This is a genomic window from Streptococcus sanguinis (genome assembly GCF_003943735.1).
GTDB classification, from domain to species: Bacteria; Bacillota; Bacilli; order Lactobacillales; family Streptococcaceae; genus Streptococcus; species Streptococcus sanguinis_E.
The window spans coordinates 133224-153522 of sequence record NZ_RJMV01000002.1; the positions used below are offsets into that span (position 1 = coordinate 133224).

The 20299-nt window shown below is 43.7% G+C and carries 21 protein-coding genes and 1 tRNA gene; 16 read left to right on the top strand and 6 right to left on the bottom strand.

Annotation, left to right across the window (positions count from 1 at the left end; translation table 11 throughout):
• The first annotated feature begins 122 nt into the window (after positions 1-122).
• The 4 genes from pbp2a (at position 123) to nusG (ending at position 3631) form a co-directional block, all read left to right on the top strand.
• Complete coding sequence (gene pbp2a / locus D8877_RS03100; RefSeq protein WP_125340262.1) at positions 123-2351, top strand: penicillin-binding protein PBP2A; 2229 nt, start codon at positions 123-125, stop codon at positions 2349-2351.
• A gap of 68 nt (positions 2352-2419) precedes the next feature.
• A complete protein-coding gene (rpmG, locus tag D8877_RS03105; RefSeq protein ID WP_002914139.1) occupies positions 2420-2572 on the top strand; it encodes a 50S ribosomal protein L33 in 153 nt (50 codons plus the stop codon).
• A 9-nt stretch (positions 2573-2581) separates the two neighbouring features.
• The gene (gene secE / locus D8877_RS03110) at positions 2582-2761 is read left to right on the top strand and encodes a preprotein translocase subunit SecE (protein WP_002894022.1); all 180 of its coding nucleotides are present in this window, start codon (positions 2582-2584) and stop codon (positions 2759-2761) included.
• Positions 2762-3094: 333 nt separating this feature from the next.
• Complete coding sequence (gene nusG, locus D8877_RS03115) at positions 3095-3631, top strand: transcription termination/antitermination protein NusG (protein ID WP_002894018.1); 537 nt, start codon at positions 3095-3097, stop codon at positions 3629-3631.
• Positions 3632-3716: 85 nt separating this feature from the next.
• Here the strand turns inward: nusG and D8877_RS03120 are convergent, their stop codons facing one another.
• Positions 3717-4481: a hypothetical protein gene (locus D8877_RS03120; RefSeq protein WP_125340263.1), complete on the bottom strand. Its 765-nt coding sequence runs from the start codon at positions 4479-4481 to the stop codon at positions 3717-3719.
• Between the two features lie 130 nt (positions 4482-4611).
• Positions 4612-4682 (bottom strand) — tRNA-Cys (locus tag D8877_RS03125).
• 306 nt (positions 4683-4988) lie between these two features.
• On the opposite strand from D8877_RS03125, the gene rpsB reads away from it, so the two are divergent.
• Complete coding sequence (gene rpsB / locus D8877_RS03130) at positions 4989-5771, top strand: 30S ribosomal protein S2 (protein ID WP_002894015.1); 783 nt, start codon at positions 4989-4991, stop codon at positions 5769-5771.
• 72 nt (positions 5772-5843) lie between these two features.
• Positions 5844-6887, top strand: coding sequence for a translation elongation factor Ts (tsf, locus tag D8877_RS03135; RefSeq protein ID WP_002928238.1), 1044 nt, complete (start codon positions 5844-5846; stop codon positions 6885-6887).
• Positions 6888-6991: 104 nt separating this feature from the next.
• On the opposite strand, the gene D8877_RS03140 is transcribed toward tsf, so the two are convergent.
• The gene (locus D8877_RS03140; RefSeq protein WP_185760151.1) at positions 6992-7480 is read right to left on the bottom strand and encodes a hypothetical protein; all 489 of its coding nucleotides are present in this window, start codon (positions 7478-7480) and stop codon (positions 6992-6994) included.
• 146 nt (positions 7481-7626) lie between these two features.
• Between D8877_RS03140 and D8877_RS03145 the strand changes: the two genes are divergently transcribed.
• The 9 genes from D8877_RS03145 (at position 7627) to D8877_RS03185 (ending at position 16094) form a co-directional block, all read left to right on the top strand.
• Positions 7627-8091 (top strand): CtsR family transcriptional regulator, encoded by a 465-nt coding sequence (locus D8877_RS03145; protein ID WP_125340266.1) that lies wholly within the window; start codon positions 7627-7629, stop codon positions 8089-8091.
• Positions 8092-10521 carry an ATP-dependent Clp protease ATP-binding subunit gene (locus tag D8877_RS03150; RefSeq protein WP_125340267.1) on the top strand — a complete coding sequence of 810 codons (2430 nt, stop codon included), beginning with the start codon at positions 8092-8094 and terminating at the stop codon, positions 10519-10521.
• Between the two features lie 127 nt (positions 10522-10648).
• A complete protein-coding gene (locus D8877_RS03155; protein ID WP_125340268.1) occupies positions 10649-11359 on the top strand; it encodes a DUF4272 domain-containing protein in 711 nt (236 codons plus the stop codon).
• Between the two features lie 43 nt (positions 11360-11402).
• On the top strand, positions 11403-11888 hold the full coding sequence (locus tag D8877_RS03160) for an ECF transporter S component (protein ID WP_185760152.1): 486 nt from the start codon (positions 11403-11405) through the stop codon (positions 11886-11888).
• Positions 11872-12273, top strand: coding sequence for a DUF4430 domain-containing protein (locus D8877_RS03165; protein ID WP_002911498.1), 402 nt, complete (start codon positions 11872-11874; stop codon positions 12271-12273). The genes D8877_RS03160 and D8877_RS03165 overlap by 17 nt, the downstream gene beginning before the upstream one ends.
• Positions 12274-12444: 171 nt before the next feature.
• The gene (locus tag D8877_RS03170; protein ID WP_125340269.1) at positions 12445-13503 is read left to right on the top strand and encodes an AAA family ATPase; all 1059 of its coding nucleotides are present in this window, start codon (positions 12445-12447) and stop codon (positions 13501-13503) included.
• 21 nt (positions 13504-13524) lie between these two features.
• The gene (pnuC, locus tag D8877_RS03175; protein ID WP_009660237.1) at positions 13525-14340 is read left to right on the top strand and encodes a nicotinamide riboside transporter PnuC; all 816 of its coding nucleotides are present in this window, start codon (positions 13525-13527) and stop codon (positions 14338-14340) included.
• 54 nt (positions 14341-14394) lie between these two features.
• Positions 14395-15177, top strand: a complete 783-nt coding sequence (locus D8877_RS03180) for an NUDIX domain-containing protein (protein WP_125340270.1) — start codon at positions 14395-14397, stop codon at positions 15175-15177.
• Positions 15178-15419: 242 nt separating this feature from the next.
• The gene (locus D8877_RS03185; protein WP_125340271.1) at positions 15420-16094 is read left to right on the top strand and encodes a DUF6287 domain-containing protein; all 675 of its coding nucleotides are present in this window, start codon (positions 15420-15422) and stop codon (positions 16092-16094) included.
• 37 nt (positions 16095-16131) lie between these two features.
• Here the strand turns inward: D8877_RS03185 and dusB are convergent, their stop codons facing one another.
• Genes dusB through D8877_RS03200 form a run of 3 tightly spaced genes read right to left on the bottom strand, consistent with a single transcriptional unit; the run spans position 16132 to position 18978 of the window.
• Positions 16132-17109 carry a tRNA dihydrouridine synthase DusB gene (gene dusB / locus D8877_RS03190; protein WP_185760153.1) on the bottom strand — a complete coding sequence of 326 codons (978 nt, stop codon included), beginning with the start codon at positions 17107-17109 and terminating at the stop codon, positions 16132-16134.
• The gene (hslO, locus tag D8877_RS03195) at positions 17096-17968 is read right to left on the bottom strand and encodes an Hsp33 family molecular chaperone HslO (RefSeq protein ID WP_125352444.1); all 873 of its coding nucleotides are present in this window, start codon (positions 17966-17968) and stop codon (positions 17096-17098) included. The genes dusB and hslO overlap by 14 nt, the downstream gene beginning before the upstream one ends.
• Before the next feature lie 59 nt (positions 17969-18027).
• On the bottom strand, positions 18028-18978 hold the full coding sequence (locus D8877_RS03200; RefSeq protein ID WP_125340273.1) for a helix-turn-helix domain-containing protein: 951 nt from the start codon (positions 18976-18978) through the stop codon (positions 18028-18030).
• Between the two features lie 230 nt (positions 18979-19208).
• Between D8877_RS03200 and ptcA the strand changes: the two genes are divergently transcribed.
• The gene (ptcA, locus tag D8877_RS03205; RefSeq protein ID WP_125340274.1) at positions 19209-20222 is read left to right on the top strand and encodes a putrescine carbamoyltransferase; all 1014 of its coding nucleotides are present in this window, start codon (positions 19209-19211) and stop codon (positions 20220-20222) included.
• The last annotated feature ends 77 nt before the right edge of the window (positions 20223-20299 follow it).

Consider the following 20299-nt stretch of genomic DNA (forward strand, 5'->3'; position numbering starts at 1 on the left):
CTTGCTGCAGAGGCTTTTAAAAGGCTATTTAATATACCCTTTTTCTTAAAAATAACTAAAAATCAGACGGGAAATAGGGTACTTTCTTGTCTGCACCTAAATAAGGTGATAAAATAAGGTTTATGAAGAATTTAAAAGATTTGTTTGAAAAATTAGTAGATTATTTTACCATACAGAAACCTCAAAAAGAAGCAGCAGAGGAGGTAGAGCTGACAGAAGAGCAGGCTAAGTCTGGTCTCAGCCGTTCGGGCAAGGCCAAAAAGAAACCTCTCTCTCAGCACCCTATCCGCCGTTTTTGGCGCAGGTTTCATCTGACCAAGATATTCCTGATTCTCGGCTTGACCTTTGGTCTTGTAGTCGGTGGCTATCTCTTTTATGTGGCTAAGACGACCAATGTCAAGGATTTGCAGAATGCCCTCAAAGCTACCACGCTCATCTTTGACAAGGATGGCAATGAAGCAGGGAGCCTGTCTGGTCAGAAAGGAACTTATGTCGAGCTGACTGAGATTAGTCAAGACTTGCAAAATGCTGTTATCGCAACAGAGGACCGGACTTTCTATGAGAATGGCGGGATTAACTACAGTCGTTTTATCCTAGCTATCCTGACAGCCGGTCGCTCGGGTGGGGGTTCTACCATTACCCAGCAGTTGGCCAAGAATGCCTATCTGTCTCAGGACCAGACTATCGAGCGGAAGGCCAAGGAATTTTTCCTGGCTCTGGAAATCAATAAGAAATACAGCAAGCAGGAAATCCTGACCATGTACCTCAATAACTCCTATTTTGGAAATGGTGTCTGGGGTGTGGAAGATGCCTCTAAGAAATATTTCGGAGTTTCGGCTAGCCAGCTCAGTCTGGACCAGTCGGCTGTTCTGGCTGGTATGCTCAAGGGACCAGAGATATATAATCCGCTGTATTCGGTTGAAAATGCGACCAATCGCCGTGATACGGTGCTGCAAAATATGGTTGTTGCAGGTTTCATTGATCAGGGGACGGCCGATCAGGCTGCCGCTGTAGGAATCGGTGGTCAGCTGGTTGATGCTTATGCCGGTAAGTCAGAAGACTATCGCTATCCATCCTATTTCGATGCGGTCATCAATGAAGCGGTCAATGACTACGGCTTAACTGAAGAAGAGATTGTTAATAATGGCTACCGCATTTACACTGAGTTGGATCAGAACTACCAAGCCAGCATGCAGGTTATTTACAGCAATGTCTCTCTCTTTCCTGTGGCAGAAGATGGCACTATGGCTGAATCAGGCAGTGTTGCTTTGGATCCAAAAACTGGCGGTGTCCGGGCATTAGTTGGACGAGTCAATAGTGCAGAAGGTTCGACCTTCAGAAGCTTTAATTATGCAACCCAGTCTTCCCGTAGTCCCGGATCTACTATCAAGCCCTTGGTTGCTTACAGTCCGGCCGTTGCTGCTGGTTGGCCGACAGATAAGGAGCTGGATAATACCAGAACCACCTTTGGCGACTATACCATCAACAACTACGGCAATATCCAAAGCTCCCCTAAAGTTCCGATGTATCAAGCCTTGGCAGAATCTCTGAACATTCCAGCTGTTTCAACTGTAGACGAGCTAGGTATTAATAAGGCCTTTGAGTACGGGAAAAAGTTTGGTTTGAATATGGACAAGGTTGATAAGACTTTGGGAGTAGCCCTAGGAAGCGGAGTTACAACCAATCCAATGCAGATGGCTCAGGCCTACTCAGTCTTTGCCAACGGCGGGGTGATGAATGATGCCCATCTCATTACAAAAATTGAAAATGCCAGTGGTCAGGTCGTCAAGACCCATCGCCAAACCTCTACTCGGGTCCTTAATAGCTCAACAACGGATAAGATGAACAGCATGATGCTGGGGACCTTCTCGAACGGTACAGGTATCTATGCGGCTCCGTATGGCTATACTATGGCTGGTAAGACCGGTACGACTGAAACGGACTTTAACCCAGATCTATCTGGTGACCAATGGGTTATTGGTTATACACCAGATGTGGTTATCAGCCAGTGGTTAGGTTTTCCAAAAACTGATGAAACACACTATCTAACTGGGACCAGTGCTAATGAAGCCTCGGCGGTTTTCCGAAATGTTGCTAATAGCATCCTGCCATATACAGAAGGAACTTCCTTTGAAGGGCAGAAGAATGCCTATGCTGCCAACGGTATTGCCCCTGTGGACACCTATGGTACGGAGGAAACGGGTACTACAACTGAAAACAAAGACTTCCTGCAGGACGTTCAGGATCGAGCTCAAAATCTGGTGGATGAAGCCAAGAAAGCCATTGATGACACTGGTATTCCTGAGAAGGCGAAAAATCTCTGGGATACTGTTACCAGTTGGTTTCAATAGGATTTAAAAGAGCTGAACGGCTTGTCAAAAGTATAGAATCCTGCTATAATAAGAAAGATGGAGGCGTTATGGCATTAAAAAAAGCGAGTCTAGCGTGTACAATCTGTGGTTCTAGGAACTACTCGGTTAAGCTCAGTAGCACTCCAAAACCAACGCGTTTAGAAGTTAATAAATTTTGTAAGCATTGCAGTAAATACACCCTGCATAAAGAAACTAGATAGGAGATTGTTGTGAAATTCTTTAAAGACGTTTTTAAATTATTGAAAGATACAACTTGGCCTACCCGAAAAGAAAGATGGACAGATTTTATCTCTGTCATGGAATACACTGCATTCTTTGTGGTAATCATCTATATCTTTGACAAAGTAGTGGCAAGCGGTCTTTTCCAGATTCTGAATATTTTCTCTTAATGATTTAAGTAGAAATAAAAAAGTCTACAACAGGCATATTATTCAAAGTCCCACCTATTGTGAGTAGGTGGGGCTTTTGACGTATGCACTTATTTATGCGCTGACAATTTCAGTCAGCTTCAAAAAATCAAATCTATCTATAATTCATCGTTTGAAATAAAAATTTCTCATACTAGACAATACAGATTCAAGAATTTTTGGGCAGAATTGCAAGGCTTTGATTTGTCAGGAAAATAGTTATTAAATTCCTTTGCATTTGAGGAAATTATGGTATAATAGGGCTAGAAAGAAGCAGAAGCCCATAGGCTTTTTTATTTAGGAAAGGATGAACTCATGGACAGTTTTGACAAAGGTTGGTTTGTACTGCAGACCTACTCAGGCTATGAAAACAAGGTAAAAGAAAATCTTTTGCAGCGCGCTCAGACTTATAATATGCTGGAAAATATCTTGCGCGTGGAAATCCCTACTCAGACCGTGCAAGTAGAGAAAAATGGCAAGACCAAGGAAATCGAAGAAAATCGCTTCCCTGGTTATGTTTTGGTAGAAATGGTAATGACAGATGAAGCTTGGTTTGTCGTACGGAATACTCCAAATGTAACAGGGTTTGTCGGTTCACACGGGAACCGCTCTAAACCAACGCCACTCTTGGAAGAAGAAATTCGCAACATTCTCATCTCTATGGGTCAAACAGTGCAGGAATTTGACTTGGATGTCAAGGTTGGGGATACCGTTCGTATCATTGATGGTGCCTTTACTGACTATACAGGTAAGATTACGGAAATTGATAATAACAAGGTCAAGATGATTATTTCCATGTTTGGCAATGACACCGTGGCTGAAGTTAATCTTAGCCAGATTGCAGAGCTTTAATCGACGAAGCCGCTATCCTTGTCAAAAATAAAATCCAAGACTGAAAAGGTCTTGGATTTTTGTGTTTTTGGAGCCAATTGTAAGATTACTTATCCTTAATGACAGAGTCAATAATGTCTTTGGTTTGTTTCATTTGAGAGGTAGACATTACCCCAACGATTTGATTGTTCTGGGTAGAGAAACTAAACTGTTCGTCATTGGAATTTTTATAGACAAAGGTTGTATCGCGCTCTGAACGTATAATCATTTCCGGACGACCAAGCTTGTCGAAAGCTGTCTTGGGAGTGTCGGATGTGGTGATGCTAGAGTAACTGCTTTTGGCTGGCTGAGCGTCTTTTAGGCTAAAACTCAAATTCGTCAGTACATTATTGGTAAAGTAGCACATAATGTCTCCGTTGTCTGTGTGCCAGATGTTAACAGAGTTGCCAGGGTCATTCTCATCAGTGCTGAATGTAGGTTGGCCTAGAGCCGCTATTACCTCATCGTAAGACGTTTTAGGTTTGTCACCATTGATATCCTCTCCGTTTACCTGAATGACAAAGCCAGTGGAAATATGGAAATTTCTTATTTTCTCTAGTTCAGGAATAGAAGCTGCATCTGGTATGTATTGTAGTGCAGAAGCATCATCTGGATCAAAGGTAGCACGTTTCTGAAATACCTCATCACTACTTTCATAGGTGCTAGAGCTACTGCTAGATGATTTGCTGGATGTTTCCTTAGAGGATGAACTTTTCGAAGCTTTGAGGGAGCTAGGCGTCTTTTTTCTTTGCTGCGTCTGCTTGGCAGGCATGCAGGCTGAGAGAGCTAGCAGAGAGAGAAGGCTGAGGGCATAGAAGCTGACTTTTTTCATAATCAATCTTTTTTCCTTTCGCTGATGATGAATGATATTTTTATAATATTATATCAGCAAAATTTGCTAGAAACAATAGGAAATGAAATTAAAAAAGCCCTTTGGTGGGCTTCTAGAAATATATTTATGAAGGCGGTAGACGGATTTGAACCGACGATCAAGCTTTTGCAGAGCCGTGCCTTACCACTTGGCTATACCGCCGCAACTCTTATTATTCTATCGTAAATACTTGCTTTCGTCAAGAGGCTTTCATAGTCAAAGCAGAAAATGTTAGACGCTGCCATTCTGAACGCTTCGGGAACAAATGTTCTGCTGAGAAGTGGAAATCGTACTTAGTGGCAGAAAATCTGGCAAACACCTTGTCAAAGAGTAGCGCTTTTGTTATAATAGGGGATGCCGTATAAATGGCAAAATACTCATTTTAGATGAATTGTGGGACTGTTGCCCTTGGGTGGTTCTGCGAGCTGAAATCTAAAAGAGGAAAAAAACAAAAAGGAGAATTTACTCATGGCAGTAATTTCAATGAAACAACTTCTTGAGGCTGGTGTTCACTTTGGTCACCAAACTCGTCGCTGGAACCCTAAGATGGCTAAGTACATCTTCACTGAGCGTAATGGTATCCACGTAATCGACTTGCAGCAAACTGTAAAGTATGCTGACCAAGCTTACGACTTTATGCGTGATGCTGCTGCTAACGATGCAGTTATCCTCTTCGTTGGTACTAAGAAGCAAGCTGCAGACGCTGTCAAAGAAGAAGCAGAACGTTCAGGTCAATACTTCATCAACCACCGTTGGTTGGGTGGAACTCTTACAAACTGGTCTACTATCCAAAAACGTGTAGCTCGTTTGAAAGAAATCAAACGCATGGAAGAAGACGGAACTTTCGAAGTTCTTCCTAAGAAAGAAGTCGCTCTTCTCAACAAACAACGCGCTCGTCTTGAAAAATTCTTGGGCGGTATCGAAGATATGCCTCGCATCCCAGATGTGATGTACGTAGTTGACCCTCATAAAGAGCAAATCGCTGTTAAGGAAGCTAAGAAATTAGGTATCCCAGTGGTTGCCATGGTTGATACTAACACTGATCCTGATGATATCGATGTTATCATCCCAGCGAACGACGATGCAATCCGTGCAGTTAAATTGATCACTGCGAAAATGGCTGATGCTGTTATCGAAGGCCGTCAAGGTGAAGATAGCGTTGAATCAGTAGAAGCAGAATTGGCTGCAACTGAAACTCAAGCAGATTCTATCGAAGAAATTGTTGAAGTTGTTGAAGGTTCAAACGAATAATCAGTAAACTAACCTAAAGGGGCGGGGCTCAGCCCAGCTCCTTTATTTACATTAAAAAATAGGAGAAGAAAAATGGCAGAAATTACAGCTAAGCTTGTCAAAGAATTGCGTGAAAAATCTGGTGCTGGTGTCATGGACGCTAAGAAAGCACTTGTTGAAACTGATGGTGACATCGAAAAAGCGATTGAATTGCTTCGCGAAAAAGGGATGGCAAAAGCAGCTAAGAAAGCTGACCGTGTTGCCGCTGAAGGTCTGACAGGCGTTTACGTAAACGGTAATGTTGCCGCTGTTGTTGAAGTGAATGCTGAAACTGACTTCGTTGCGAAAAATGCTCAATTTGTTGACTTGGTAAATGCAACTGCGAAAGTAATCGCTGAAGGCAAACCAGCTAATAACGAAGAAGCACTTGCTTTGACAATGCCTTCAGGTGAAACTCTTGAAGCTGCATACGTATCTGCAACTGCAACTATCGGAGAAAAGATCTCTTTCCGTCGCTTTGCTTTGATTGAAAAGACAGATGCTCAACACTTCGGTGCTTACCAACACAACGGTGGCCGTATCGGAGTTATCTCAGTTATTGACGGTGGAGACGATGCTCTTGCTAAGCAAATCTCTATGCATATCGCTGCGATGAAACCAACTGTTCTTTCATACAAAGAATTGGATGAGCAATTTGTTAAAGATGAATTGGCACAATTGAACCACGTCATCGACCAAGACAACGAAAGCCGTGCAATGGTTGGTAAACCAGCTCTTCCACACTTGAAATACGGTTCTAAAGCTCAATTGACTGATGCAGTTGTTGCTCAAGCTGAAGAAGACATCAAGGCTGAGTTGGCTGCAGAAGGCAAACCTGAAAAGATTTGGGACAAGATCATCCCAGGTAAAATGGATCGCTTCATGCTTGACAACACTAAAGTTGACCAAGCTTACACACTTCTTGCACAAGTATACATCATGGATGACAGCAAGACAGTTGAAGCTTACCTTGAATCAGTAAATGCTTCAGTAGTTGAGTTCGCTCGCTTTGAAGTTGGTGAAGGTATCGAAAAAGCTGCTAACGACTTTGAAAACGAAGTAGCTGCAACAATGGCTGCTGCTCTTGGTCAGAACTAATCGTTTTTGGCTTTGTAAATAGAACAATAAAAGGTCTGAGATTTTTTCTCAGACCTTTTCATTTGTAGCATTTTGAAACATCAAGTTTAGAATGGTGAGCAGCATCACTTAGCTGCTTTTTCTCTTTCTTCCTTATGAGCAATCAAGCCATTGGTAAAAATCAAGACTACCAATATGAAGAGAAGAGCTGTGGTTTGGGGGTAAGTTAGGCTAAACTGGTAGACTTTGGTAATAAACAAAAGGGGCAGAGTAACCACCATCATAATCAGAAAGCTATACCATTTGACTCGGTTGCTGACCAGCTCCTGTTCGAAGAGCAGGGGAGCATAAAGACAGGCGATGAGAGCTCCGACAGGAATATCAACATAGTCAGCAGAAAAGATGGTGAAAATACTCAGAGCTGCAAAGAGCCATTTAAGTACATGACGAGAATAGTTGAGCCAATCCATTTTCATAGGATTATCCTCCTTGTTTAGATGATCGTTGGCAGGCAGGAGTTTCTGTCTGTCTTTTCCTTGTGGATTTCCACCTATATTATAACGCTTTAAAAGCAAAAAGCAAGCGGTTACACAAGCCTGACAAAGCTTTTTCACTAGTTTGAATTGTCAGACCTTTCAGTCATCCCTTTTTCTTTTAAAATAGAGATTTTTCCGGTATAATATTAGTCAAAGATAGTCAATGTTAGAGAAACAAGGAAAAAAGAAATTTATTCTGAAATTCTCAACTGGAAAGGGAAGTCATGGGTGCAAAAAACACATCGGACAGTATTGAAGCATATATCAAGTCTATTCTGGCTCAGGCTGGGATGGTTGAATTGAAACGCAGTGAACTGGCTGATGTTTTTCAGGTGGTTCCCAGTCAGATTAACTATGTGATTAAGACGCGTTTTACGGAAAGTCGGGGCTATATCGTTGAGAGTAAGCGTGGCGGTGGCGGCTATATTCGAATTGGAAAGATTGAATTTTCCGACCGGCATCAGATGCTTTGCGGCCTGTACGACAGTGTGGGAGAGCGTGTCAGCCAGCAGGTTTTCACAGATGTTATTCAGCTTCTTTTTGACGAGAAGATTATGACTGAACGTGAGGGCAATCTAATCTTGTCAACAGCAACGGACTCGATTTTAGGTGATGGAGCTGCGGTGATTCGTGCCCGGATATTAAAAAAGATTTTACAACAACTAGACAGAAAAGGAATGGAATCATAAATGAAATACTCAAAAGCCTTAATAGAAAGCTTGGAAGCAGCCCAGCTCTTGGCCGGCCATTTTATGACAGATTATCTGGAATCATGGCATCTGTTGATTGCTCTGGCTAATAATCCCTACAGCGTTGCTGGTTCAGTTCTCAATGAGTTTCCTGTGGAAGTTGATGGATTTGAAGAAGCAGCTTTTCAGATTACTGGTCAGGCTTATCAGAAAGACTGTCACTTTGAGCTGCTGCCTTTTTCTTATCGCTTAGAGGAGCTGTTTGAGGAAGCGGGCCAGATTGCAGAAGCTGTTCGCGCTAAGCATGTAGGTACTGAGCATGTGCTGCTGGCCATGCTATTTGATCGGGGGACCTTGGCCTCTCGTATTCTGGAATTTACCGGCTTTAGCTACGAGGATAAGGAGCAGGGACCGAAAATTAGTGATTTGCGAAAGGTCTTGGAGCAGCGAGCTGGCTGGGGCAAGGAAGATATCAAGGCTATTCGCAGTCTGAATAAGGGGGTAATGGCTGCCAAGCAGACCATGGCTAATATGATGGGGATGCCGGCTTCTACTAGCGGAGGCCTAGAAGACTACACCCGTGATCTGACCGAGCTGGCTAGAGATGGCCGATTGGAGCCAGTCATTGGCCGTGATCAGGAAATTTCACGGATAGTTCAGATTCTCAGTCGCAAGACTAAAAACAATCCAGTGCTGGTTGGAGACGCTGGGGTTGGTAAGACGGCTCTGGCCTTAGGATTGGCCCAACGTGTAGCGGCTGGTCAAGTTCCTGCTGAACTTGCCAAGATGCGGGTTTTGGAGTTGGACTTGATGAATGTAGTCGCTGGCACTCGCTTTCGCGGAGACTTCGAGGAGCGGATGAACAACATCATCAATGATATCGAAGAAGATGGTCATGTCATTCTCTTCATCGATGAGCTGCATACTATCATGGGCTCTGGCAGCGGTATTGACTCGACCTTGGATGCGGCCAATATCCTGAAACCGGCTCTTGCTCGCGGAACATTGCGGACAGTTGGTGCTACGACCCAGGAAGAGTACCAGAAACATATTGAAAAAGACGCTGCTCTTTCTAGGCGTTTTGCCAAGGTCAGCATAGAAGAGCCGAATGTGGCTGACAGCATTGCTATTTTACAAGGCTTAAGAAAGAGCTATGAAGATCACCACAAGGTGCAGATCAGTGATCAGGCGATTGAGACGGCGGTGAAATATGCCCATCGCTATCTGACCAGTAAGCACCTGCCTGACTCTGCCATTGATCTTTTGGACGAGGCCAGTGCGACAGTGCAGAATAGAGGACCGCAGAATTATGAGCAGTCGGATTTGACGCCAGTGGATCAGGCCTTGATGGCAGCGGATTTTAAAAAGGTGTCGAAGTTGCTTGAGCAAGAGCAGCAACCCAAGCTTTATAAGCTGAAAGTGGAAGAAGACGATGTCTTGGCGACCCTTAGCGGTTTGTCTGGTATTCCAGTGCAGAAGCTGACTCAGACAGATGCGAAGAAATACCTCAATTTGGAAACAGAACTGCATAAACGCGTGATTGGGCAGGACGAGGCGATTTCAGCTATCAGCCGAGCTATCCGACGCAATCAGTCTGGTATCCGCAGCAGCAAGCGGCCAATTGGGTCCTTTATGTTCCTAGGTCCGACAGGAGTCGGGAAGACAGAGCTAGCCAAGGCCTTGGCCGAAAGTCTCTTTGATGACGAATCTGCTCTCATACGATTTGATATGAGTGAATACATGGAGAAATTCGCAGCTAGCCGCCTAAACGGAGCCCCTCCAGGCTATGTAGGCTATGAAGAGGGTGGAGAGCTGACGGAGAAGGTGCGCAACAGACCTTATTCTGTCCTGCTCTTTGACGAAGTGGAAAAGGCGCACCCGGATATTTTCAATGTTCTCCTGCAGGTCTTGGATGATGGTCAGTTGACTGACAGCAAGGGCCGAAAGGTGGACTTCTCCAACACGATTATTATCATGACCAGCAATCTGGGGGCGACCAGTTTGCGGGATGATAAGACGGTGGGCTTTGGTGCGCGTGACATTCGCTTGGATCACGCCAATATGGAAAAACGGATGATGGAAGAACTCAAGAAAGCATATAGACCGGAGTTTATCAACCGTATTGACGAGAAGGTAGTCTTCCACAGTTTATCTGCAGAAGATATGCAGGAAGTGGTCAAGGTTATGGTCAAACCGCTCATTGCCAGTCTTGCTGATAAGGGAATTGAGCTGAAGTTCCAGGCTAGTGCCCTTAAGCTGCTGGCTCAGGAAGGCTACGATGTGGAAATGGGAGCACGGCCATTGCGCCGCACTCTGCAGACCCAGGTAGAGGACAAGCTGTCTGAGCTCCTCTTGACAGGAGACTTGACGACTGGTCAGACTCTTAAGGTCGGGGTCAAGGCTGGCCAACTCAAGTTCGAAGTGGCTTAGAAAGCGCAGTCTTTCAATGGAAAGTTGTGTGTTCGCGGTTAATCCCTGATAGCAATCATACCTATAGATACCGAACAGTTATTTCATCATTCAATGAAACTGGAAAATTGAAGGATTGGAGGCTGATATGTCGTTTTTTAAAGATTTGTTTGCTGGCAAGAAAGCCAGAGTGAAAACACCAGAAGAGCGCAAGGCGGCTAGTATCCAGCGCTTGAAGAAGGAGGGTATTCCTTATATCGAGCATTTGCCGGTTATCGAAGGTGCTGAGCAGGTGTGGCCGCGCTCGCTAGAAGAAATTGCGCGTCGTGCTATTACCAGCCTCTTGGTTATTCAGGCGGCCTTGGATATCGAAAATAATAATTATAATGAGGAGAGCCGCCAGTGGCTGCAGGATAAACTGCAGCAATACGGGGTGCAGGAAGAGTTGACGCCCAAAGAAAGGGCGGTCTTGGAAGATCGTGCCGACTCGGCAGCTATCATCAATATGGTTTGGAAATACGAGGCCTATTGGTCGCTGATTTGGTACTTAGGTCTAGTCGATACTTTACCGTTTCCAGATAAAATTTGTGATTGTGATGCTGCTATTGACGCAGTCGCTAGTGCGGTTGACTTTCAGGAATTTCTGGAAAAATGCCAACCGCGCAGCTTAGAAGAGTTACTGGATGAGGATGACTTGATTTATCGTTATCACTGGGCCTGTGTTGAGGCTCGGATTCATGACCAGCCAGCACCGGCTGGCCTTGATGAAAGTGTTGTTTTGGAGAGGCGGTCTGGCCTCGACTGGCTGCTGGGGCTGAATACGGCCCAGGACTGGGATGCTGTTGAGCTGCATACCTAGTCTAACTTCTCTTGATTCACTCAATTAGAAAAGGAGGTGGCCTTTGTCTGCTCGCAAAATGGCTAAAATTGCCATCCTATCGGCTTTATGTGTGGCCTTTCGCTATGCATTTTCCTTTCTTCCCAATGTGCAGCCTATCTCAGCTATCTTTTTCCTGATCGTTATCTTTGAGGATTTGCAGACTTCACTCCTAGTGATGGCTGTGACGATGTTTACATCAGCTTTTCTTTTGGGGATGAGCCCAATCGTCCTCTTTCAGTTGCTGTCCTTTGGACTGATTCTTTGCCTTTGGTGGCTGCTCTATCCTCGGTTAAATCTAGTGGGACAGGGAATAGTAGCAGCTCTCCTATCCTTTGGCTATGGCATTGCCATCGATACACTGACAGCCTTGCTGTACAACTATCACTGGTGGTCTTATGCGATTATCAATGCTTTGACCTTCAATATAGCGCACGGACTGTCGACCTTGTTTTTTTACCCACTCTTGTACCCTATTTTAAGGAGGCTCTATAATGAAAAAAATCTTTAGTTTGCTCACACTTGCTTTTGCCCTTCTCCTTGTTGGTTGCGGTAGCAGCCAGACAAATACTGACAAGAGCTCTAGCTCGGCTGATTCTTCTGTCAAAAAGGAACTGAAAATCAGTATCAGTATTGCACCAGAAGGTCAGGAGAAGAGCGAGAAAACGGTGGCTGTTGAAGAAGGAAAGACAGCTATGGATGCTTTGAAGAAGGCCTATAAGGTCGAAGAAAAAGATGGTTTTATCACTTCGATTGATGGTCATGCTCAGGATGAAGCAAAGGGCCTCTACTGGATGTTTAAGGTCAACGGAGAAATGGCTCCTAAGGCAGCCAATCAAATCACTGTCAAGGATGGAGACAAGCTGGAATTCTACCAAGAAGTCTATCAGCAATAAATCTTTTATAAAAAGAATCTGATGCTTAAGGCATTAGGTTCTTTTTTTGTGCCCTTGATATAGTTTTAAAATATCTGGAAAATATTTTTATAAAATTTTATAAAAAACTATTGACAAAAGAAAAATATAGTTTATAATAAAAATATAGAAAACAATAAAAAGGATAGGCCTATGAAAGAAAAAATTGCAATCGTATTTGGAACATTTGCTCCCTTGCATCAGGGGCATATCGATTTGATACAGAAGGCTAAGCGTTCTTATGATAAGGTGCGCGTGGTGGTTTCAGGTTATCAGGGAGACCGTGGGCAGGAAGTGGGTCTGTCTCTGCAGAAGCGTTTTCGATATACGCGGGAGACTTTCGCAGATGATGAATTGACCCAGGTTTACAAACTGGATGAAACTTCCTTTCCCCGCTATCCTCTAGGTTGGGACAAGTGGCTGTCGGCTTTATTGGAGTTGGTGGGCTATGATGCAGAACGCGAGGAACTGATTTTCTTTGTTGGAGAGGCTGACTATCAGGAGGAGTTAGAAAAGCGTGACTTCAAAACTTCCTTGCAGGAGCGCCAGTTTGGTATCTCAGCTACCATGATTCGGGAAAATCCTAGTCGTTATTGGAAATATATCGCCCAACCTTTCCGCCGTCACTTTACCAAGAAAGTACTGATTATGGGTAGCGCCAGCAATGGTAAAACGACTTTGGCTAAGGATTTGGCTCGCTACTATGATGCTCCAGTTAGCTTGGAATATGCTCGAGAATACCAGATTCAAAATAACGTGCGAGACGATGAGCTGACACCTAAAGACTATTATTATCTGCTCTTAGGACAATATGCTCAGACTTCCCGCTTGATTGACAGCAGCGCCAACCGCGGTCTGGTCGTGGCTGATACAAATTCTCTGGTAACCAAGGCCTACTATGATTACTATCTGAAAGAAAGTCCGGTTCAAGACGAGGAAACAGATACCTTTGACAATCTCTTTGCCAGCATCTTGTCCAAGGAAAAATGGGATTTGATTCTCTTTGCTGAGCCGGTTGGGGCCTATGTCAACGATGGATTTCGCGATATGAGTATGGCAGACGAGGCTATACGCAGTGATTTTTCAAGCTATCTGAAAAAGCTGAAAGAGCAGTGTTTGGCTCATATTCCGATGGTTTATCTGGCAGGCAGTTATTTGGACAATTATCAGGCGGCCAAAGAAGCAATCGATATGATTTATCAAGCGAATTAAAAAAGAAAGTGGTAAAATAGAATGGTAGTAAAAAATCAAAAACTCTCTCCTGCGACTCTCTACGCAGGACTGAAACAAAAATCTCAAACCTTTGTTCAGAATTTCCGCAATGTCTGTGTCGCAGCTAAAAAACAAGGTTTTAGCGGTATAGCGAAATTGTTCTGGCAGGATTTATTTGGCGGGCGTAGCTTGACTCAATGGCTCTACTTGCTTGCTCTTTCCAGTCTGCCTTTCATTCTGGAGTTTACCAGTGGTCAGAAGCAGCATGACTGGCTGGGACTCTTTGCTTCCTGGACAGGCATCGTTTGCGTTATTCTAGTAGCCGAGGGACGGGCCAGCAATTACCTCTTTGGAGCGGTTAATTCGGCAATTTACCTTATATTGTCCTTCAATGCTAGCTTTTATGGAGAAGTCTTGACTACAGTCTACTTCTTTATCATGCAGCCGATCGGGCTCTATACTTGGCTGTCCAACCGGGTCAATGAGCAAGATAAGGAAGAGCCTTCTCATTTTGAAGCTAAGAAGTTAGACTGGCGTGGCTGGCTTAAATATTTGGCCTTAACTGCCTTGATTTGGATTGGTATGGGCTTTGCCTATAAGAGTATTCACAGTCACCGGCCTTTCCGTGATAGTGTGACAGATGCGACCAATGGTATTGGTCAGCTTCTCATGACTGGTCTCTACCGCGAGCAGTGGCTTTTCTGGATTGCGACCAATCTCTTCAGTATCTATCTCTGGTGGGGTAGCAATCTCCATATCCAGGCCATGTACTGGGTTTATACCCTCAATAGTATCGTTGGATGGTATCAGTGGACCAAGGCGGTGAAGAAAGCTTAGACCAAGGCTTGAGATTTTTGATAGAAAAAGATAGCTTAGGAAAGGAAGAAACTCATGACCAAACAGGATATCCCAGCGGGAATGTCGGAAAAAGAATACTACGAAACCATGGCGGATGAGTCCGCCTTTTTGGCATGGTACAAGACACAGGATTTGCCCAAGTACGAGACGCCCAGCGTAACAGCAGATATGGTGGCCTACTGTTTTGTGGATGGTCAGGTGAAACTCTTGGTCATCAAGCGCAAGGCCCACCCTTATCAGAATAAATATGCCCTAGTCGGAGGTTTTGTAGATAAGTATGAGGATGCTTATCAGGCCTGCATTCGGGAAGTAAAGGAAGAGGTGGGGCTGGAGATACCGCTAGAAAAGGTGGAACAGCTGATGACGGTTTCTACTCCAGGACGTGATCCGCGCGGATGGGTCATCACTATTGCCCATTTGGTCTATCTGCCGGCCATAGCAGTAGATCAAGCGCAAGCTGGGGATGATGCCAAGGAAGTCACCTTTCTTGATGTTGACTTTAAGACTAATAGTTTTAAAGATGGTGAACGGCTCCTGACAGCAGAGGACTTTGCCTTTGACCACTACCAAATCCTGCTGGAATCCATCAAGCGGATTCAGGGACGACTGGACTGGAATCCAACTTTTCTTCATCTGCTGGAATCGCCGTTTACTGTCTATGAAGGGACTGAGCTGGTCAATCTCATCTCGCCTAGACGACCTATTGTTAGCAATAATTTTCTAGTTAAATTTGGAGAATACTTAGAGGAGGCTGGTGTCAAGCGAGTACCGAAGAAGAAACCGAGAAAAGTTTATCGGCTTAAGGTAGAAAAATAAAATTAAAAGAAAGTTGATCATATATTTCTCTTGCAGGACAAATTTGTCCTGTTTTTTCATTTTTAATTACGAATAGATAAGTAGGAGCGTGTTTCTCATGACAAAAGAAGCAGGGTGAGAAACAGAACTTTACTTGAGTAAAAAAATTTTTGAAAAATCTTGCATAAATGATTGACATAGTAAAATCATAGTGTTACAATAATGTTACAAAAAGATTTCTGGATATTACAAGGAGACAAAAGATGAAAACACGTACTTATACAAAAATGATGGCAGCTGCAGTTCTGGCTTCTAGTTTGCTTTTAGGGGCATGTGGTAAGAAAGAAGAAATTGCAACAAGTGCTAGTTCTAGTAAGGCTGTTCAAGCTTCTTCTAGCTCAAAAGTTGCGTCATCCAGCAAGGCCGGCGCTTCTCCTAAGGTTAATAATAGAGCTTCTTCAGAAGGAGCAGTTAGCCAGCCTGGACAAGCCGAAATTCCTGCTAATCAGCAACAGTCTACTGTCGAAGCACCTCAAGCCCAACAAACGCAGCCGCAGCAAGCTTCAGGTCGACAAAATACTCAGAGTCAAGCAACTCAACCAGCCCAAGCACCGGAAAGCAATCGCCAGCTTCAGAATAAGCAGGCAGCTAGCAATGCTCGCTATAAAGGTGTCTTGACTATGGTGGATGGGGATTTCTCAGCGGCTGCTGGTACTTGGAAGGATGCCAATGGAAATACTGTGACTGTATCAGGTAATGGTCAATTCACCGTCCAGTCTGCAGATGGAAAGACTGATAATTATTCCATCGCTTCCTACTCCTATACGCTGGATGATGGCAAATACAATGCGCAGTTAAGCGGACAAGGCAATGCCAATCTGCAGATTACAACAGGGGCAGATGGTTCAGTAACAAGCGTTATGGTGACCAAACCCTAAATAAAACAAAAGGAAGTCCGATTAGCTTCCTTTTGTTTTATTTTTGAATTTGCAAGAGTTCTTCAATTTCAGCCATACTTTCAGCTTGTGAAATAGCACCGCGGAGCTTGGCTGCTCCGGCAGTACCGCGCAGATAGTGCGGAGCTAGACCACGGAATTCGCGGATGGCCACATATTCTCCTTTGAGATTTACCAAGCGGGAGAGGTGGTCGTGGGCGATTTTCATCTTGTCCTCGAAGCTGAGGTCCGGAAGAACTTCGCCGGTTTCAAAGTAGTGGTTGATTTGGTTAAAGAGATAAGGATTTCCCATAGCTGCTCGACCTACCATTACGGCATCAGCACCGACTTCCTCAATACGCTGTTTAGCGTCTTGGACGCTGCGAATATCACCGTTAGCGATGAAAGGAATCTTAGTCAGAGCATGGGCTACGTCGTGCAAGGTCTCAAGATCAGCATGACCAGTATACATTTGCTCGCGGGTGCGGCCGTGCATAGCTAAAGCTGAGACTCCAGCGGCTTCAGCTGCTAGAGCATTTTCTACAGCTAGTGAGCTGTCAGACCAGCCAGTCCGCATCTTGACTGTCAGGGGAATATCCAGAACGGATTGGACCTTGTTGATGATTTTATAGATTTTCTCAGGGTCCTTGAGCCATTTAGCCCCAGCTTCGTTTTTGACAATTTTATTGACCGGGCAGCCCATATTGATATCGACAATATCGGTTTTAGTGTTTTCTTGGATAAATTCTGCTGCGCGAGCTAAACTGTCTTCGTCGCTACCGAAAAGCTGGATAGAAACGGGATTTTCTCCCTCATCAATATGGAGCATGTGGAGGGTTTTTTCGTTGTTATACTGGATGCCCTTGTCAGAGACCATTTCCATCACGACCAAGCCTGCTCCCAGCTCTTTGGCAATGGTCCGAAAAGCAGAGTTGGTTACGCCGGCCATAGGCGCCAGAACTGTGCGGTTGGGAATTTCAACATTCCCAATCATAAAAGGGGTATTAAGATTTATCACGAATCAGTTCCTCCAAGTCATTTTGGTCAAAGTGATAGGCTGTCTGGCAGAATTGGCAGACGATTTCAGCTCCTTGGTCTTGGTCGCGCATCTCTTCTAAGTCAGTCTTTGGCAGGGTAGCCAAGGCATTCATGAAGCGCTCTTTGCTACAGTCGCATTGGAAGCGGATTTCCTCTTCAGACAGGCGTTTGTATGGCTCATCACCATAGATGGCAGCCAGCAGAGCTTCGATATGGTCATCGGATTCCAGCAGTCTTGAGATAGCAGGCATTTCTTGGATCCGCTTCTCAAAGCGGGCGATATCAGCTTCCTTGGCACCAGGCAGAACTTGTACCAAGAAACCGCCAGCAACCTTGACCTTATCATTCTTATCCAAGAGAACGTTGAGGCCAACTGCGGAAGGTGTCTGCTGGCTTTCGGTCAGGTAGAAGGCTAGGTCTTCGCCGATTTCTCCAGAGATGAGAGGAGTCATGGAGTTGTAAGGGTTGCCCGTACCATAGTCTGTGATGACGAGAAATTCTCCTTGGCCGACAAAAGGACCAACTAGAACTTCGCCGGTAGCTGTCTTTTTGATATCTACACCGGGATTCTGTACATAACCTTTGACATTACCCTCTGTATCTGCCACTGTGATAATCGCGCCTAGTGAGCTGGTCCCGAGGACCTTGACGGTAATCTTGGTCTGGCCTTTTTCATTTGCAGCCAAAATCTGGCTGGCAATCAGTGTGCGGCCAAGTGCAACGGTAGAGCTTGCTTGAGTTTGATGTTTTTCTTGAGCGGTCCGAACCGTCTCTGTGCTATCCAGCACATAAGCTCGGAAAGAACCATTTTCTGAGATAGTTTTGATAATTTTGTCCATACCTTTTATTTTAACACAAAATAGAAAAACAAGCGCACGACTGCGCTTGTTTTTTGGGGTTAGGAGTGAGCATATAAGTAATTGTTGTATAGAGAGAATAGTTCAGCTCTTTTTTTAACATCTGTTTTGATGTAAATGTTGTGAATATGTGTCTTGACCGTTCCGATAGAAAGGAAGAGCTCTTCAGCGATTTCTTGATTATGTTTTTGCTCTAAGAGCAGCTGGCAAATCTGCTGTTCGCGCTCGGTTAGACGATAATCTTGGCAAAAAGAGTATATGAAAGATTGATTGTAGCTTTTTGAATTGGAGTGAGAGCTAGTAAAGAGTGGTGCATCGTTTAAGAAATAATAGATTGATAAAAAGCACAAGCTAATAGAGAAAAGATTTTCAGAGACATTGCGGTTAATGATATTTGTATGAAACATGCTGTATTGGTCAACAGTGAAGATAATAATGGAGTCTTCCATCAAAATAAGGAAGCTAAAAACAATCGCTAGGAGCCCAATCTTCTTTAAATATTTTTTATACTTGGGTTCCAATCTCTTGTTGTAATAACTGTAAAGTGCCTTAGCACCAAGATAGAATAGCCATAGCTGATTTGGTAAATAATAAAGGTAGGTTCTCCATGAGGAGCTTTGTTGGATAGGAAGTAACATAAAGAGGAAGATCCCTACTACAATCATGTATTCCCAGCGTTTAATTTTGCTGTGACTGATGGAGCTAATAAGCCATAGCTGACAGAAATTGTTGACTAGGAAAAAAGTTGTTTTGATAAATGAAGTCCCCTGAAAAGACTGGTTGTATTCGGAAGCGAAACTGGAGATCAGTTCCGTCATAGAAATAACGGAGTTATCTAAAATAAAAACAACAAAATATATGGAAAGTACGCAGAAGAAAGTTTTCCTGCTTTTTCTCTCCTCTTTGAAAGCATTCACTAATGAGATGGATAGGGCTGTGGAATAAAGAATAATTAGAAGTAAGTTGTAAATGTAAACAATTTCAGTTTCCATAGTGTCCTCCTTTTAGTAAAGCGTATACAAATATTATAACATTCTCCTAAACTTTTTTTATGACTGCTCTGTAACAAAGTACTAAACCTTAGGTTTATTTTATCAGAAAGCTTGATTTAATAGGGTTTAGTCCGCTGAATCAGCTCTTGTATGTTTACATCTGAGGGTTTATAGTCAACCTTCTAGAAATAAGTTAAGATAGAGCTATTAATATAGAGGAGGGCTCAATTATGATTAAAAAAATAGACTATATTACGACAGAAGATTTCTCCAAGGAAGAATTGCTTTACTTGGTTGATTTATCCTTGAAGATCAAGGCATGTATCAAGAATGGTTATTATCCTCCTTTGCTTAAGGATAAAACCTTGGGGATGATTTTCCAGCAGTCTTCGACCAGAACTCGTGTCTCTTTTGAGACTGCTATGACCCAGCTAGGTGGTCATGCCCAGTATTTGGCGCCGGGACAGATTCAGCTAGGGGGGCATGAGACGATTGAAGATACTGCGACAGTTCTTTCTCGCTTGAATGATATTTTGATGGCGCGTGTGGAGCGACATCAAAGTATTGTAGATTTAGCCCAGTACGCTTCTATTCCAGTAATCAACGGGATGTCAGACTATAACCATCCAACACAGGAGTTAGGAGATCTTTGCACGATGGTAGAACATTTGCCAATCAATAAAAAACTAGAAGATTGTAAGGTGGTCTTCGTCGGAGATGCTACTCAAGTTTGTTTTTCTTTAGGCTTGATTACTACTAAGATGGGAATGGAGTTTGTCCATTATGGACCTAAGGGTTTCCAATTGAATGACATGCATAAGGAAAAATTAGATGCGATTTGTAAAGTATCCGGTGGTAAATATACGGTAACGGATGATGAAGAATCTATTGTTGGAGCAGATTTTCTTTATACGGATGTTTGGTACGGTCTCTATGAGGCTGAACTGTCAGAAGAAGAGCGCATGAATATCTTCTATCCTAAGTATCAAGTGGATAGTGATATGATGGCTAGGGCAGGAGCAGATTGTAAATTTATGCATTGTCTGCCAGCGACGCGCAATGAAGAAGTGACTGATGAAGTCATGGATGGAACGAACTCTATCTGTTTTGATGAAGCAGAGAATCGTCTCACTTCTATTCGAGGACTTTTGGTTTATCTTTTGAGAGACTATGCGAAGAAAAATCCTCATGATTTAGCTAAACAATCGGCAGCTAAAGCTGATTTGGAAGAATTCTTAAAATAAAAATCGAAAGCAGGTAAACAAAGCTAATTCTGTTCTCTCAGAGTAGACTTCTTTTGTAAGACGTTCTCTAACTTCTC

Coding starts and splice junctions, on each gene's coding strand:
- D8877_RS03150 (WP_125340267.1), top strand. CDS start 8,092: ATGAAATACTCAAAAGCCTTAATAGAAAGCTTGGAAGCAGCCCAGCTC.
- D8877_RS03155 (WP_125340268.1), top strand. CDS start 10,649: ATGTCGTTTTTTAAAGATTTGTTTGCTGGCAAGAAAGCCAGAGTGAAA.
- D8877_RS03120 (WP_125340263.1), bottom strand. CDS start 4,481: ATGAAAAAAGTCAGCTTCTATGCCCTCAGCCTTCTCTCTCTGCTAGCT.
- D8877_RS03200 (WP_125340273.1), bottom strand. CDS start 18,978: ATGGAAACTGAAATTGTTTACATTTACAACTTACTTCTAATTATTCTT.
- D8877_RS03170 (WP_125340269.1), top strand. CDS start 12,445: ATGAAAGAAAAAATTGCAATCGTATTTGGAACATTTGCTCCCTTGCAT.
- D8877_RS03185 (WP_125340271.1), top strand. CDS start 15,420: ATGAAAACACGTACTTATACAAAAATGATGGCAGCTGCAGTTCTGGCT.
- D8877_RS03180 (WP_125340270.1), top strand. CDS start 14,395: ATGACCAAACAGGATATCCCAGCGGGAATGTCGGAAAAAGAATACTAC.
- nusG (WP_002894018.1), top strand. CDS start 3,095: ATGGACAGTTTTGACAAAGGTTGGTTTGTACTGCAGACCTACTCAGGC.
- rpmG (WP_002914139.1), top strand. CDS start 2,420: ATGGCATTAAAAAAAGCGAGTCTAGCGTGTACAATCTGTGGTTCTAGG.
- tsf (WP_002928238.1), top strand. CDS start 5,844: ATGGCAGAAATTACAGCTAAGCTTGTCAAAGAATTGCGTGAAAAATCT.
- ptcA (WP_125340274.1), top strand. CDS start 19,209: ATGATTAAAAAAATAGACTATATTACGACAGAAGATTTCTCCAAGGAA.
- rpsB (WP_002894015.1), top strand. CDS start 4,989: ATGGCAGTAATTTCAATGAAACAACTTCTTGAGGCTGGTGTTCACTTT.
- D8877_RS03145 (WP_125340266.1), top strand. CDS start 7,627: ATGGGTGCAAAAAACACATCGGACAGTATTGAAGCATATATCAAGTCT.
- pbp2a (WP_125340262.1), top strand. CDS start 123: ATGAAGAATTTAAAAGATTTGTTTGAAAAATTAGTAGATTATTTTACC.
- pnuC (WP_009660237.1), top strand. CDS start 13,525: ATGGTAGTAAAAAATCAAAAACTCTCTCCTGCGACTCTCTACGCAGGA.
- hslO (WP_125352444.1), bottom strand. CDS start 17,968: ATGGACAAAATTATCAAAACTATCTCAGAAAATGGTTCTTTCCGAGCT.
- D8877_RS03165 (WP_002911498.1), top strand. CDS start 11,872: ATGAAAAAAATCTTTAGTTTGCTCACACTTGCTTTTGCCCTTCTCCTT.